This is a genomic window from Oleiphilus sp. HI0123 (assembly GCF_001635315.1).
Genome location: NZ_LWGE01001783.1, coordinates 1 through 872, shown reverse-complemented (window position 1 = coordinate 872; position 872 = coordinate 1). Strand labels below are relative to the sequence as shown.

General features: G+C 37.2%; 1 protein-coding gene. It reads right to left on the bottom strand.

The features are described 5' to 3' along the window. Window positions 1-105 precede the first annotated feature (105 nt). Window positions 106-702: a hypothetical protein gene (locus A3761_RS24030; RefSeq protein ID WP_068553632.1), complete on the bottom strand. Its 597-nt coding sequence runs from the start codon at window positions 700-702 to the stop codon at window positions 106-108. Window positions 703-872: the final 170 nt, after the last annotated feature.

Genomic DNA, 872 nt, shown 5'->3' with positions numbered 1-872 from the left:
ATTGCTGACTCGCTTTTAGGGGTATTCTTTGAGACGTTGAAATAGCTAGAGGCACACGAACTAAGCAAGCTAGCGAGTATTGTTATTGAAAGTAGCTTGATCATCTTAATTTAACTCCAAATAATCCTGAGAAACATTATCCACTATAGAGGCAATATCGTCTCCAACATCGTCCGAACTCATAAATGGAATCATAGAAAACCCAGCCATTTGATACATATGACTTGAATACAAATGGCTAGACACAATTTGACCATTTTCAAATCGGTTAATTTTTACGAGCACATCGAAATCGGTGCTAATCATAGGTAGAACAAAAACTGACAAGCCACACCAAACTGCAGATAAATACGAAAGGGGATCAAAGTCACGACTTTCATCACCTGCGGTATTATCAACAATAGAAACAATTTCAAGATAACTCTGAGGAAGCTCATCTTTCTCAGAGAGAAATTTTGCTTTTATACCTTTTTTAGAAAAGCTTTCTTGGAGTGCATCTGCAACTAGCGTGTTAACCGTTGAATAGTCAGACCAATTGGCATAACTATTAATCTTAAGAAATACAGAATCACCAGTGTTAAATGTAGTTTGATCACCTTGAACATATTCTTCTTGGAAAGAACTTGAGGAAAAATGAGCGCAAGCTGGTAAAAGAGCAGAACAAACAGCAATGAAAATTAATATTCGTATTTTTTTAATCACTAATACTTCCTTTTGTGGATGATGCCTAAAAATTCTAACGCCTTTAGCTGCGGCGAGCGATAGCGAGTCCAGCCCAAGGCGTCCTTGGGCGATGCAGGCTAAACTTGTTAAGTTTGATCATGATGAGCAAAACTCGAAATATTTTTGCTTTAAGACGGTATTGATAATCT